A 262-nucleotide genomic window follows, 5' to 3' on the forward strand; every position below is an offset into this window, starting at 1 on the left:
CATGGGGATCAAATCCGTGCATGGCATCTTTAGGTTGGGCGTTTAACGATTTAGCATAATTTTTAAAGGCGTTAAAATCGGTTCCTGTTTGATTCGCAAAACATCCCATAGAAAGTAACGCCATTAAAACAACCCACTTAGACATGAGTGTTCTCCAAAAGAGCTTGCGCCACCTCGTTTGCACTATCCCCTTTCTGTGCAATGAGTTGTAAACTGTTTTTTATAGATGCATTGCCATACACCACATCATAAGTCTGTTCGG

Source organism: Legionella bozemanae (assembly GCF_001648595.1).
In the GTDB taxonomy this organism is placed as follows: Bacteria; Pseudomonadota; Gammaproteobacteria; order Legionellales; family Legionellaceae; genus Legionella; species Legionella bozemanae.